Here is a 13,075-nt window from a genome sequence, read left to right on the forward strand (position 1 = left end):
GCCGGACCCGCCGCTCCCCTCGACCAGCGGGTCCGGAGACCCCGAATTCCCCGATACGTCAACTATGCGGAGCGAAAGGTCACGGTGAACAGGGGTTGGCCGTTGCCAACCCAGGAAACACCCCGGTCTCCGCCCGAAAGGGCTCGCATAATCGGGCCGTGCTGATCGTGGTGGACACGGATCCCGGCGTCGACGACGCGTTCGCGCTCGTGGGCCTGCTGGCCAGGGCCCGCCGCGGCGACTGCCGGGTGGCGGCGATCGGCACCGTGCACGGCAACCTACCGCCGGAGCCGGGTGCGGACAACGCCCTTCGCATCACCGCGCTGCTCGGCATGGACGTCCCGGTGGCGGTCGGCGAGGCGAAGCCGCTGGTCGGGCCGGAGATGCAGTCGGGCCAGATCGTGCACGGCGAGGACGGCCTCGGCGGCAACGCCGGGCCGCCGCCCACCGCCCGCCCGACCGGGGAGTCCGCCGCCGACCAGCTGGTCAGGCTGTCCCGACAACACCCCGGCGAGATCACCGTCCTGGCGCTGGGCCCGCTGACCAACGTCGCCAAGGCCCTGGAGATCGAGCCGGAGCTGCCGACCCTCGTCAAGGACGTGGTCTGGATGGGCGGCGTGTTCGCCCTCCCGGGCACGGTCGGCGTCGCCCAGGAGCCCAACGCCTGGCACGACCCCGAGGCGGCCGAGCAGGTCATGGCCGCCGGCTTCACGCTCACCGTCGTGCCGATCGACGCGGTGGTGGAGGCGTGGGCGGACGAGACCTGGGTCACCGAACTGGCGCGGATCGACAACCCGGTGGCCGAGGCGCTGACGGCCTGGCACAAGCAGTACCTCGACTTCTACTCGGGCACGCTGGCCGTGGAGTACGGCGGGCCGGGCATGCTGCTGTACGACCCGGTGGCGGCGGCGATCGCCCTGAACCCCGCCCTGGCCGAGTTCGAGCGGCACGAAGTGGTCGTGGAGCTGCACGGCCACCTGCGCGGGGCCACGCTGGTGGACCGCCGGGCGGTCCCGCTGCCGGGCACCGAGCTGCCCAGGCGTCGTCCGGTGACCGTCGCTGTGGCCGCCGACACAGCACGGGTGTTGGCCGAGTTGCTGGCAGACATCGCCGAGCTGGGGCGGTATGTGTAATACCCTCGGTTCCGGGGGTAGGGCATGTCTGAGAGCTTCGGTCGGCACGTGCGGGCGCTGCGCACCCGACACGCGCTGTCGCTGCGCGGCCTGGCCGACCTCGCCGGCATCACCCCCGGCTACCTGAGCAAGATCGAGAACGGCCGGCTGCCCTCGGTGGACATGGCCCGCGCCCTGGACGTCGCGCTCGGCGCGAACGGCTCGCTGCTCGCGGTGCTGACCGTGGACCAGCTCCCCCGCCCGGCCCAGCTGCCGCTGGCGATGAGCGGCTTCGTCGGCCGGGAGGCCGAGATCCGCGACCTGACCGCCGCTCTGGAGCGCCCGGCCGACAGCCGGGTGCCGCTGATCATCGCGGTGGACGGCCCGCCGGGCGCCGGCAAGACCACCCTGGCGCTGCATTTCGCGCACAAGGCCATCCCCCGCTTCCCGGACGGCCAGCTGTACGCCGACCTGCGCGGGCACAGCCCGCACGACCGGCCGGCGCTGCCCGAGGAGGTGCTGGCCGACCTGCTGCGCTCGCTCGGCGTGCCGGCCGCCGGCACCGCGGACGTGGAGCACCTGGCGGCGCTGTACCGGTCCGCGCTGGCCGAGCGGCGGATGCTGATCGTGCTGGACAACGCGGCCGACTTCGCCCAGATCGAGCCGCTTCTGCCGGGGACGGCCCGGTGCGCGGTGATCATCACCAGCCGGGAGCGGCTGTCCGGGCTGACGCTGCGGGCCAGCCCGCACCGGCTCACGCTGGGCCCGATGTCCGAGGACGAGTCGCTGGCGCTGCTGACGACCGTGCTCGGCAAGGAACGCGCGGACCGCGAGCCGGCGGCCCTGGCCTCGCTGGCCAACCGCTGCGGACGCCTGCCGCTGGCGCTGCGGGTGGCGGCGGAACGAGCCGTCACGACGCCGGACTACGACCTGCGCGATCTGGTCACCGAGCTGGATTCCGAACGGTTGGACGTGCTCGGTGTGGAGGACGCGGACGTCCGCACCGTCTTCTCCTGGTCGCTGCGGCGCCTCGACCCCGACGCCGCCCGGCTGTTCCCGCTGCTCGGCCTGTACCCCGGCCCGCAGATCAGCGGTCGGGCCGCCGCCGCGTTCGCCGGCATGCCGCACACCTTCGCCCGCCGCGCCACGGCCCGCCTCACCCACGCCCACCTGCTGCGGGCCGTCGGCCGCGACCGGTACACGTTCCACGACCTGATCCGCGACTACGCCGCCGAGCTGGCCGACCGGGAGGTCACCGACACCTCGGCGGCGGTGCACCGGCTGGTCAGCTGGTACCTGCACTCGGCCACGGCGGCCTGCCACGTGCTGGCGCCGTTCCGGTTCGACCCGATGGCCAAGGACGACCTCCCGCGCGGCGTGCACCCGCTGGGCTGGACCTCGGACGACCCCGGCGCGCTGGACGCCCTGCGCTGGTGCGACGCCGAGCTGGCCAACTTCGTGCCGATCATCCAACTCGCCATGGAGCACGGCCACCACAAGCTGGCCTGGCAACTGCCGGTCACGCTGTGGACGTACTGGCTGCAGCGCCGGCCGTGGACGGTGTGGATCCGCAGCCACGAGCTGGCCCGGCAGGCCGCCCGCACGCTCGGGGACCGGGCCGCCGAGGGCTGGGTGGTGACCAACATGGCCGAGGGCTATCGGCGGATGGGCGAGCTGGAGCAGGCCAGCCGGCTCTACGCGGAGGCCCGCGACCTGCGCGCCGAGGTCGGCGACCGCTACGGCCTGGCCTGGGCGCTGGCGGGCTCGGCGTTCCTCGCCGCCGATCTCCGTGACGACGGGAAGGCGCAGGACTTCGCCGACCGGGCGACGCAGATCTTCGTGCAGTACAAGGACGTCCAGGGTCAGGCGCTGTGCCTGATGACCCGGGGCGACGTGCTGCGGCTGCGCGGCGACCTCGACGGCGGCCTCGCCCTGTGCGCGCTGGCGCTGGGCATGATGTCGGACATCGCCTCGCTGGAGGGGCAGGTGCACGTGCTGCGCAAGATGGTGGAAATCCACCTGGCGCGCAACGACTTCCCGCCCGCGCTGGCGCTGCTGGACGACACCGTGGTGACGAGCCGGGAGCTGCGGGACCGCTGGGCGCAGGCGGAGGCGTTGACCCGGCGCGGTGATGTGCTGACCGAGCTGGGCCGTCGCGACGAGGCCCGCGCCTCCTGGCAGCAGGCCCTCACGCTCTACGACGAGCTCGACGACGCCACCGGCAGCCGGTCGGTCAGGGAGCTGCTGGCAGGTGCGCTTCCCGCCACCGCAGCACGTCCCGGCAGCACGTGATCAGCCTGTCCCGCAACGGTTTCGAACGTTCCGCGAACTCCGCCTGCAGCCGTGCGTACTCGGCGCGACCGGCCGGCGACTCGATCCGCACCGGCTCGTAGCCCAGCGCCGACAGGTCGTACGGGCTGGCCTTCATGTCCAGCTCACGGATTTCCGACGCCAGCTGGAAGCAGTCCGCCACCAGCTCCGACGGCACGTACGGCTCCAGCTTGTAGGCCGCCTTGTACAGGTCCATGTTGCCGTGCAGGCAACCCGGCTGCTCCAGCTCGACCTGCGACTCCCGGGTCGGCTGCAGCGTGTTGCGCGGCCGGGCCGGCGGGGTGAAGAACCGGAACGCGTCGAAGTGTCCACAACGGACCTGCGACGACTCGACCAGTTCATCGGTTCCGTTGTGCCCCAACCGGAGCGGCCAGCCGAAGTGCCGGACCTGCTCGGGTGTCTGCCGGTACACCATGGCCCACTCGTGCAGCCCGAAGCAGTTCAGCCGCGGCGGCCGGGACACCGTCGCGGTCAGCAGCGCCAGGTAGAACTCCGCGGTGCGCACACGAGGTTCGGTGCAGGCGGCCGGATCCAGCGTCACACCCTCGTCCGTACGGTGATAACCGCGGTAGTCGAGGAACTCCGAGGCATCCCCGGCCAGCACGACGCCGAGACCGGGGTGCCAGCGCTCCAGCCGCCCCGGCCGATGCGAGTAGTACGTGAACAGGAAGTCGTGCACCGGGTGCTTTTCCTTGGCCAGGGACCGTTCCCGGTGCGGCTGCGTCCAGCGGCGGACCCGGTCGACGTGCGCGCGCTGCCGGGCCCGCCACTCGGGTTCGGTCAGCACCGTCGTCGCGTCCATCCGACAACGGTAACCGCTCGTCAGCCAGCGACCGCCTGCGGTGTCGACTCCTTTGGGGCAGCGGTCCGGGTGCGCAGTGTGAGCACGGCATACAGCACGCCGGAGAGCAGGAAGCCGAGCACGATGCCCAGGTTGGTCATGGCCAGCGGGCTGTTGGCGATGCCGGACGGCATCAGGAACGCGGTGATCACGGCCAGATGCGGGTCAGCCGAGGTGACCAGGCCGAGGCCGACCACGGTGCCGACGACCATCGACCCGATGCCGGCCCAGTTGAACCGCCCGTAGCGGCCGTTGACGTCGTCCAGGGCCGCGGTGTCGTAGCCGTCGCGGCGGTGCATCAGCAGGTCGACCAGGAACACCGCCGCCCACGCCGACGCGGCGACGCCCGTGATCAGCAGGAACGCGGTGAACACGCTGGCGAAGGTGGGCGCGATGAACACCATGTAGACGCCCCCGATGATCATCAGCACCCCGTCGATGCCGGCGGTCACCGGCCGCGGCAGCCGCACCCCGATGGCCTGCAGCACGAGGCCGGAGGAGTAGAGGTCGACCGCGCCGGCGGCGGTGACGCTGATGATCACACTGATCAGGTACGGCACCAGGAACCAGGTCGGGGCCTGCGCGGCGAGCGCGCCGATCGGGTCCTTGGCCACCGCTCCGGCCAGCACCGGGTCGCTCGTCGACAGCAGCACGCCGACCAACACCAACAGGCCCTGGGTGACGCCGCCGCCGGCCGCCGTCCAGCCGAGGATGGCGCGCGAAGGCGTGCTTCGTGGCAGATAGCGCGAGTAATCCGCCCCTGCCGCCAGCCAGCCCAGTCCGGTACCGGCCATCACCAGCACGATGCCGCCCAGGAAGATCACGCCGGAGCCGGTCCTGGCGCCGGACAGGTCGAAGTGCAGGCGGGGCAGCACCACGATCAGATAGACGACGGTGACGAGAGCGGTGATCAGCGTCAGCCACCGCTGAACTCGCTGGATCACGTGATAGCCGTAGACGCCGAGCACGATCGTGCCCAGGGCGATGACCGCGAACGCCAACGCCACCATCGCCGTTCCGCCCAGGCCGGGTGACAGTCGTTCGAGCACGGTCCGGGTCGCCAACGCGCCGAGCGCGACGCTCACGGTCTCCCAGCCGACGACGGTGAACCAGGTGATCAGGGTCGGCAGCCGGCTGCCCAGCACGCCGAACGACGCCCGGCTCAGCATCATCGCCGGCGCACCACCGCGCGTCCCGGCGATCGCGACCGCGCCGACCAGCGGATACGACAGGGCGATGCCGATGACCACGGCGAGCATCGCCTGCCACCAGTTCAGCCCGACCGCCACCACGAACAGGCCGTAGCCGACGGGCAACATGCTCAGGTTGGCCGCCGACCACACCCAGAACTGGCGGCTCGGCGTGCCGTAGCGCTCCTCGTCCGGCACGTGCTCGATGCCCCGCTGCTCCACAGCGGTCCGGTCGACCGTCACCATCCGTGTCACTCCGTTCACTCGCCCGGCATCACCGTAGCGGGGGACGGAACGCTCAGACCACGGTCTCCGCCCACTCGATGTGGTGTGCGTACAACCAGGCCCGCGACTGCTGCCGGTCGTTGAGCTGCTCCGACAGCACCTCGTCGCCGCTGTCCTGGGTCGCGCCGTCATTGGCGCTGGTCGCCACCAGCCGTTCGACCCGCTCCCGGCGGATCCGCACGTACGCCTCGAACGCGGCGTCGCGAGGCAGGTCGCGCAGGCACTTCCCGAGCACGACGGCGTCCTCCAGCGCCATCGACGCGCCCTGGCCGGCGGCCGGGGACGCGGCGTGCGCGGCGTCGCCGACGAGCACCATCGCGCCGCGAAACCAGTGCGGCGTGGACGGCACGTCGTAGGCGTTGCCGCCGATGATCTCGCCCCAGGTGGCCTCGATGATCCGCCGCGACGGCGTGGCGTCGGCGATGAAGTACTCGGCCGCCCGCCGCCGCCAGCCGTCGACCGTCAGGCCGGCGACGCGGTCCCGGGTCAGCTCCGGGCCGGGCAGCCGGGCGAACCAGAACGTCTCGCCGTGCGGCGACGTGGTGTAGCCGAAGAACGCCCGCTTGCCCTGGATCATCCGGTACGCGTCGGTGGACAGCGGCAGCGTCGGGTCGTCGGTGTAGCCGTACAGGATGTTCAGCCCGGTGTAGCGGGGTTCCGGCGCGGCCGGGTCGATCAGCGAGCGGACCCGGGAGTGGATGCCGTCCGCGCCGACCAGCACGTCGCCGACCTCGGAGGTGCCGTCCTCGAACACGGCCCGGATCCGGTCGCCCTCGGACACGGCGTCGACGAGCCGCTTGCCGTTGCTGACCGGAATTCCCCGCCCGCGTGCCTCTTCGGTCAGTGCGCGGTAGAGGGCGGAGCGGCGCATGGTGCGCGGGTCGTGGCGGGTCTCGAGCTGGCCGGCGATGTGCTGCCGACCCAGCACCTGGCCCGTTCCGTTGAGGAACTCCACTGTGGTGGCCGGGAAGGAGATGGCCTCGACCACCTCGGCGGCGTCCACCGCGGCCAGGGCGTCCATGCCGTTGTTCATGATCGTCAGGAACGCGCCGACGTCGTCGCCGCCGACCGGATAGGCCTCGTACACCGCGGCCTCGATGCCGGCCTTGTGCAACGCCAGCGCCGTCGCCGGTCCGGCGACACCGCCCCCGATGATCAGCGCCCTGGTCATGATCCGTGAGCGTAGCGGCACCGTTCGTGCTGGTCCGAACGCCAAAACTATGATTGTGTGAACAAACTCACCGCCGCCGCGTGATGGAAAGGGGGCTCCGAGTGACCATCGGTCGCCGTCGCCTGCTGGGACTCGGACTCGGCGCGCTGGGCGCCGCCGCGCTGGCGGGATGCGCGCCACCGGGCGCGAACCCGGTGAACTCGGAGCCGGTGATTCCGGCCGCCGCGCCCGGGGAGAAGATCACGCTGACCTACTGGGCGTGGCTGAAGGACCTGCAGAAGGTCTGCGACATCTGGAACGCCAAGAACCCGAACGTGCAGGTCCAGGCGGTGTTCAGCCTGGGCGGCAACAGTGGCGGCTACCAGAAGATGTATTCCGCGCTGGCCGCGGGCGGCGGTCCCGACCTTGCCCAGGTCGAGCTGCGCAGCGTGCCGGAGTTCATGCTCGTCGGCGGCCTGGTCGACCTGTCCCGCTACGGCGCCAAGCAGTACGCGTCGCGCTACGACGAGGCGGCGTGGGGCCAGGTGAGCTTCAACGGCGGCGTGTACGCGATCCCGCAGGACACCGGCCCGATGGGCTGGTACTACCAGCCGGCGGTGCTGGACAAGGTCGGCGGGCAGCCACCGGCCACTTGGGACGAATGGGCGCGGCTGGCCGAGGAGCTGCACAAGGCGGATCCCACCGTGTACCTGGAATCCTTCTCCGTGGCCGACGCGTCGCCGTTCATCTCGTACGCGGCGCAGGCCGGCGCGAAGTGGTTCACGCCCACCGAGGACGGCTGGGTCGTCAACCTCACCGACGAGGCGTCACTGATGGTGGCCCGGTTCTTCGACAAGGCCGTGGACAACAAGTGGGTGCAGACGGCCTACGACGCCTACAGTCCAGGGTGGACCGCCGCCGCCGGCAACGGCCAGATCGCCGCCCTGACCGGAGCGTCCTGGGGCGACGCGCTCGTGGAGACGATCGGCACCGGCTCGGGCAAGTGGAAGGTCGCCCCGATGCCCAGGTGGTCGGGCGGCTTCGGGTCCACCGCGCTGGGCGGGTCGAGCTCCGCGGTCCTGGCCAACAGCAAGCATCCCAAGGAGGCACTGGACTTCGCCGTGTGGATGACCACCAGCCGGGAGGGCATCGACGCGATGATCAAGTACTGCGGCATCGGCTGGTCGCCGGCCCGCGACTACATCGGCGCGCAGCGGCAGCAGCCCAGCGAGTTCTTCAGCCACCAGAACTACAACACCGACGTCTTCCTGCCGGCGTCCAAGCAGCAGCCGACCGACTGGCACTGGTGGCCGATCACGCAGCGCACGATCTACGCGCTGTCGGACAACTTCCGGCGCAAGCTCACCGCCGGTCAGTCCTTCGTGGACAGTCTGCGGATCACCCAGCAGACCACTGTGGACACCATGCGGCAGATCGGGCTCACCGTGCGGGAGGCGAAGTGACCACCGAACCGACGGCCGTCGCACCGGCCCCGCAAGCCCAGCAGCCCCAGGCGCAAGCCGCCGCCCCGGCCCGGACCCGCCGCGTGGGCAAGGTCCGTGGCGCGCCGTGGATCCTGCTGGCCCCGTTCCTGGCGCTGTTCGTGCTCACCGTGCTCGGCCCGGTGATCCTGGCCGTGGTGCAGAGCTTCACCAAGATCAACCGTGCCGGCCTGTTCGGCGAGCAGGGCGTGTCCGGCGGTTTCGCCGGCCTCGCCAACTACGCGCAGGCCCTGGGGGACAGCAACTTCCTCGGCGCCATCGGCCGGGTGCTGCTGTTCGGCATCGTGCAGGTGCCGGTGATGACGGTGTTCGCCACCGTGCTGGCGCTGCTGCTGGAGTCGGCCTCGGCGCGCTGGCCGGCGTTCTTCCGCGCCGCGTACTTCCTGCCGTACGGCATTCCCGGCGTGATCGCCACCATCCTGTGGTCGTTCCTGTACGTGCCCGGCCTGAGCCCGATCGTCGACGTGGGCAAGCTGGTCGGGCTGGACATCGACTTCCTCGGCCCGAACACGGTGCTGTGGTCGATCGCCAACATCGTCACCTGGACCTACACCGGCTACAACATGCTGATCATGATCGCCCAGCTGAAGTCGATCCCGTCCGAGATCTACGAGGCGGCCCGGGTGGACGGCGCGTCGCCGCTGCGCATCGCCGCCGCCATCCAGCTGCCGCTGATCCGGCCGGCGCTGATCCTGAGCATCGTGTTCAGCATCATCGGCACCCTGCAGCTGTTCGCCGAGCCGCTGGTGCTGCGCACGGTCTCGCCGGCCATCGTCACCGAGTACACGCCGAACCTCAGCGCGTACACCAATGCCTTCGCCTACAACGACTACGGCATCGCGTCGGCGGAGGCCGTGATCATCGCGGTGGCCGCCTTCGTGCTGTCGTTCGGCTTTCTCGCCTGGACCAACCGGAGGGGGCGGTCATGACCACCAGGAACACCGGCTGGGCCATCGCGGTCACCGGCCTGCTGACCGTCGTCGCGCTCTACTTCCTGGTGCCCGTCTACTGGGTCGTCGTCGCCGCGACGAAGTCCTCCGGGGACCTGTTCACCACGCCCGGCTTCTGGTTCGGGCACACCGTGGAGCTGTGGAACAACGTGGTGCAGGTGTTCACCGCGTCCGACCACATCTACCTGCGCTGGCTGCTGAACAGCGTGATCTACGCGGGCGGCGGCGCGCTGGTCGCCACCTATCTGGCCGCCGCCGGCGGCTACGCCCTGGCCAAGTACGAGTTCCGCGGCCGCAACCTGGTGTTCGGCACCGTGCTCGGCGGCGTGCTGGTGCCCAGCACGGCGACCGCGCTGCCGCTGTTCCTGCTGTTCAGCAAGCTCGGGCTGACCAACACGTACTGGGGCGTGCTGCTGCCGGCGATGGTGTCGCCGTTCGGCCTGTACCTGTGCCGGATCTACGCCGCCGCGACCGTCGACGACTCGGTGCTGGAGTCGGGCCGGCTGGACGGCGCCGGCGAGCTGCGCATCTTCCACTCGCTGGTGCTGCGCAGCATGGCGCCCGCCCTGGTCACCGTGTTCCTGTTCCAGCTGGTGGGCATCTGGAACAACTTCCTGCTGCCGCTGATCATGCTGGCCGACGACAAGCTGTACCCGATCACGCTGGGGCTCAACGCCTGGCGCAGCCAGGTCGACCGGTCGCCCGAGTTCTACCCGCTGACCATCGGCGGCCTGCTGGTGTCGGTGATCCCGCTCGGCATCGCCATGGTCGTCCTGCAGCGGTACTGGCGCGGCGGCCTCACCGATGGTTCGGTGAAGGGTTAAGGCGTGACGTACTACGAGGACTTCTCCCCCGGTTCGCCGAACCGGTTGGCCCCGCGCTCATGGGTGCGGTCCAGCGCGCCGACGCTGTCGCTGGGCGGCGACTGGAAGTTCAAGCTGTGGCCGCACGCGGACGCGCCGCTGGAGGACCCGGCCGACTGGGACACGCTGCCGGTCCCGTCGCACTGGGTGCTGCACGGCGACGGCCGCTACGGGCGGCCGATCTACACCAACATCAAGTACCCGTTCCCGGTCGACCCGCCGTACGTGCCGGACGAGAACCCGACCGGCGACCACTTCCGCACCTTCACCCGGCCGGACTGGGACGTCGACCGGTTCGTGCTGCGCTTCGACGGCGTCGAGTCGACGTACAAGGTGTGGCTCAACGGGACGGAGGTCGGCGTCGGCAAGGGCAGCCGGCTAGCGACCGAGTTCGACGTCACGGACCTGGTGGTGCCGGGCGAGAACTCGCTGCTGGTGCGGGTGCACCAGTGGTCGTCGGCGACCTACCTGGAGGACCAGGACCAGTGGTGGCTGCCCGGCATCTTCCGGGACGTCACGCTGCTGGGCCGGCCGTCGGCGCGCATCGACGACGTGTGGGTGCAGGCGGAATTCCTTGACGGGGTCGGCGTTGTCACCACCGAGGTGAGCGGCTCGTTCCCGATCTCACTGTCCGTGCCGGAACTGGGCGTTTCCGTGACGTGGCAGTCGGCCGACGAGGTGGCGGCGCTGGAGGTCGGCGCGGTGGAGCCGTGGAGCGCGGAGTCGCCGCGGCTCTACGACTGCACGGTGGCGGCCGCCGGTGAGACCGTCCACTTGCGGCTCGGCTTCCGCACCGTGCGCATCGAGGGCGACCAGTTCCTGGTCAACGGCCGCAAGGTGATGTTCTACGGCGTGAACCGGCACGAGACGCATCCCGTGCTGGGCCGGGTGTTCGACCTCGACCACGCCCGGCGGGACCTGCTGCTGATGAAGCAGCACAACATCAACGCCATCCGGACCAGCCACTACCCGCCGGACCCGCGGGTGCTGGAGCTGTGCGACGAGCTCGGCCTGTGGGTCATGCTGGAGTGCGACCTGGAGACGCACGGCTTCGAGTTCGATCCGTCCATCACGGACAATCCGTCCGACGATCCCCGATGGGCCGAGCAGTTCCTGGACCGGATGCGGCGGACCGTGGAGCGGGACAAGAACCACCCGTCGGTGGTGATCTGGTCGCTGGGCAACGAGTGCGCCAACGGCCGGAACATGGCCGCCATGGCGCAGTGGACGCACGAGCGGGATCCCGGCCGGCCGGTGCACTTCGAGCGGGATCACCAGAGCGCGTACACCGACATGCACTCCCGGATGTACGCCTCGCTGTCGGAGCTGGCCGCGATCGGCACCACCGGTTGTGCGGTCGAGGGCCTGCGGCCGGAGGAGACCGTGCGGCAGCAGCACCGGCCGTTCGTGCACTGCGAGTTCGGGCACGCCATGGGCAACGGCCCCGGCAGCCTGGCCGACTACCAGGCCGTGTACGAGCGCTATCCCCGGCTGCACGGCGGTTTCATCTGGGAGTGGCGGGACCACGGCATTCTCACCAAGACCGCCGACGGCACGCCGTTCTACGCCTACGGCGGCGATTTCGGCGAGGTCGTGCACGACGGCAACTTCGTGATGGACGGCATGGTGCTGCCCGACGGCACGCCCTCGCCGGGACTGGTCGAGTACGCCGCCGTGATCGCGCCGATCGTGTTCGGCGACGAGCCCGGCACGCTGCGCAGCCGCTACCACAGCATCGACACCTCGAACGTGCGGTTCACCTGGAGCCGGGCCGTCGACGGCGTCGAGGTCGGTAAGGGCGAGCTGGAGGTCCTTCCGATGCCGCCGGGCGAATCGGGCCGGTTCGAGCTGCCGGAGGAGGCGCTGGACGTGGCGGTGTCCGGGGAGACCTGGCTGACCCTGGAAGCCGTGTCCGGCCATGTCGTCGGCTCCCGGCAGTACCAGTTGTCTGCTCGGGGAACGGTTTCCGTGACGCCGGCCAAGGGTCTCGGCGGTGCGGAGTTCGATCCGCGCACGGGTTCGTTGCTGCGCATCGGTTCCGTGGAGATCTCCGGCCCGCGGCTGGAGCTCTGGCGCGCGCCCACCGACAACGACGCGCGGGCCGGCGAGTGGCTGTGGCGGGAGCGTGGGCTGGACCGGCTCGAACACCGGGTCCGGGACGTCCGGATCGGCGACGACGCGGTGACGGTGTCCGTGCGGGTCGCCGCCGCGACGGCTGCTCGGTGCATCGACGTCACGTACCACTGGTTCGGCGTGGCGGACGGCGTTGCCCTGAAGGTCGACGCCGTGCCCAGCCTCGGCTGGGACTGCACGTGGCCACGCCTCGGCGTCCGGTTCGAGCTGCCGTCCGTGGACCAGGTCTCGTGGTTCGGCACCGGCCCCCTGGAGTCCTATTCGGACAGTTCGACCGCCGCCCGGGTCGGGCGGTTCACCAGTGCCGTCGACGACCTGAACGTCAACTACTCCCGGCCGCAGGAGACCGGGCACCGGCCGCAGCTGCGGTCGTTGGAGCTGGACGGCCGGCTGCGGATCGACACCGTGCCCGACCGGACCGGGCACCGCCCCGGTTTCAGCCTGTCCCGGCACACCCCGCAGCAGGTCGCCGCGGCCGCCCATCCCCATGAGCTGCCGCCCAGCGACCGGGTCCACCTGTTCGTGGACAATGCCCAGCACGGCCTGGGCTCGGCCGCCTGCGGTCCGGACGTGCTCCCCGAACACGCCCTCTGGCCCGCCGCGCACACCTTCACCCTGGTGTTCCGCTCCCCGGCCTGACGTTCGGAAAGGACCATTCCACACGTTCAACGTCAGGAATGGTCCTTTCATGGCGGTCCGGGTGGAACGGGCCGTTCCT

At 70.8% G+C, this 13,075-nt stretch carries 9 protein-coding genes; 6 read left to right on the forward strand and 3 right to left on the reverse strand.

What is annotated here, in order from left to right; translation table 11 throughout:
* Positions 1-158 precede the first annotated feature (158 nt).
* Both BJ998_RS11210 and BJ998_RS11215 read left to right on the forward strand, forming a co-directional pair.
* Entirely contained in the window at positions 159-1,133 is a 975-nt protein-coding gene (locus BJ998_RS11210) for a nucleoside hydrolase (protein ID WP_184860935.1), read from the forward strand.
* A gap of 24 nt (positions 1,134-1,157) precedes the next feature.
* Positions 1,158-3,404, forward strand: a complete 2,247-nt coding sequence (locus tag BJ998_RS11215) for an ATP-binding protein (protein ID WP_184860937.1) — start codon at positions 1,158-1,160, stop codon at positions 3,402-3,404.
* On the opposite strand, the gene BJ998_RS11220 is transcribed toward BJ998_RS11215, so the two are convergent.
* The 3 genes from BJ998_RS11220 to BJ998_RS11230 are packed head-to-tail and all read right to left on the reverse strand — an operon-like array spanning position 3,346 to position 6,930.
* The gene (locus BJ998_RS11220; RefSeq protein WP_184860939.1) at positions 3,346-4,245 is read right to left on the reverse strand and encodes a 3-methyladenine DNA glycosylase; all 900 of its coding nucleotides are present in this window, start codon (positions 4,243-4,245) and stop codon (positions 3,346-3,348) included. The two genes, BJ998_RS11215 and BJ998_RS11220, sit on opposite strands and share 59 nt — an antisense overlap.
* 20 nt (positions 4,246-4,265) lie before the next feature.
* On the reverse strand, positions 4,266-5,720 hold the full coding sequence (locus tag BJ998_RS11225) for a purine-cytosine permease family protein (protein ID WP_184860941.1): 1,455 nt from the start codon (positions 5,718-5,720) through the stop codon (positions 4,266-4,268).
* Positions 5,721-5,772: 52 nt separating this feature from the next.
* A complete protein-coding gene (locus BJ998_RS11230; protein WP_184860943.1) occupies positions 5,773-6,930 on the reverse strand; it encodes an FAD-dependent monooxygenase in 1,158 nt (385 codons plus the stop codon).
* A gap of 101 nt (positions 6,931-7,031) precedes the next feature.
* Here BJ998_RS11230 and BJ998_RS11235 point away from each other — a divergent pair, with 101 nt between their 5' ends.
* The 4 genes from BJ998_RS11235 to BJ998_RS11250 are packed head-to-tail and all read left to right on the forward strand — an operon-like array spanning position 7,032 to position 12,996.
* On the forward strand, positions 7,032-8,372 hold the full coding sequence (locus BJ998_RS11235) for an extracellular solute-binding protein (protein WP_221337965.1): 1,341 nt from the start codon (positions 7,032-7,034) through the stop codon (positions 8,370-8,372).
* The gene (locus BJ998_RS11240) at positions 8,369-9,340 is read left to right on the forward strand and encodes a carbohydrate ABC transporter permease (RefSeq protein ID WP_312890047.1); all 972 of its coding nucleotides are present in this window, start codon (positions 8,369-8,371) and stop codon (positions 9,338-9,340) included. Before BJ998_RS11235 ends, BJ998_RS11240 begins: the two co-directional genes overlap by 4 nt.
* Positions 9,337-10,185 (forward strand): carbohydrate ABC transporter permease, encoded by an 849-nt coding sequence (locus BJ998_RS11245; protein WP_184860945.1) that lies wholly within the window; start codon positions 9,337-9,339, stop codon positions 10,183-10,185. Before BJ998_RS11240 ends, BJ998_RS11245 begins: the two co-directional genes overlap by 4 nt.
* A gap of 3 nt (positions 10,186-10,188) precedes the next feature.
* Positions 10,189-12,996 (forward strand): glycoside hydrolase family 2 TIM barrel-domain containing protein, encoded by a 2,808-nt coding sequence (locus tag BJ998_RS11250; RefSeq protein ID WP_184860946.1) that lies wholly within the window; start codon positions 10,189-10,191, stop codon positions 12,994-12,996.
* Positions 12,997-13,075 lie beyond the last annotated feature (79 nt).

It is taken from the genome of Kutzneria kofuensis (assembly GCF_014203355.1).
Lineage (GTDB): Bacteria > Actinomycetota > Actinomycetes > Mycobacteriales > Pseudonocardiaceae > Kutzneria > Kutzneria kofuensis.

What these genes read in the sequence shown, in the direction of transcription:
- BJ998_RS11215 (WP_184860937.1), top strand. Translation starts at nt 1,158, where the DNA reads ATGTCTGAGAGCTTCGGTCGGCACGTGCGGGCGCTGCGCACCCGACAC.
- BJ998_RS11220 (WP_184860939.1), bottom strand. Translation starts at nt 4,245, where the DNA reads ATGGACGCGACGACGGTGCTGACCGAACCCGAGTGGCGGGCCCGGCAG.
- BJ998_RS11225 (WP_184860941.1), bottom strand. Translation starts at nt 5,720, where the DNA reads ATGGTGACGGTCGACCGGACCGCTGTGGAGCAGCGGGGCATCGAGCAC.
- BJ998_RS11230 (WP_184860943.1), bottom strand. Translation starts at nt 6,930, where the DNA reads ATGACCAGGGCGCTGATCATCGGGGGCGGTGTCGCCGGACCGGCGACG.
- BJ998_RS11245 (WP_184860945.1), top strand. Translation starts at nt 9,337, where the DNA reads ATGACCACCAGGAACACCGGCTGGGCCATCGCGGTCACCGGCCTGCTG.